1 pseudogene is annotated in these 268 nt (G+C 68.7%); it reads right to left on the reverse strand.

The features are described 5' to 3' along the window. Positions 1-7: 7 nt before the first annotated feature. Positions 8-268, reverse strand: a pseudogene (locus SB751_RS31110) (transcriptional regulator); the annotation flags it as partial.

The following is a 268-nucleotide window of genomic DNA, read 5'->3' on the forward strand; positions in this document are numbered from 1 at the left end:
GCTCGCGTTACTTGCTCTTGCGTTTCGCGGCCGTGCCGCTGGCGGTGCGTTTGGCACTTGCGAGACCGGCGTGCGTGGTGGCCCGACCCGGTTTCGGCGCGATGTCACGCAGCAAATCGCCGAGCTGGGCATGTTGCTGCGCGTTGACGGCTTTCAGCGCGAGGGCTTCGCCAACCGCCCGCTGTCGGGCTTCGCGTTCGTGGGCGAGCTCACCATCCAGCCGGTCGCGTTCGGCCTCGAGCGCCGCAATCCGGCGCTCGGCGAGTTT

Source organism: Cupriavidus sp. SIMBA_020, assembly GCF_046535395.1.
Classification (GTDB): Bacteria; Pseudomonadota; Gammaproteobacteria; order Burkholderiales; family Burkholderiaceae; genus Cupriavidus; species Cupriavidus campinensis.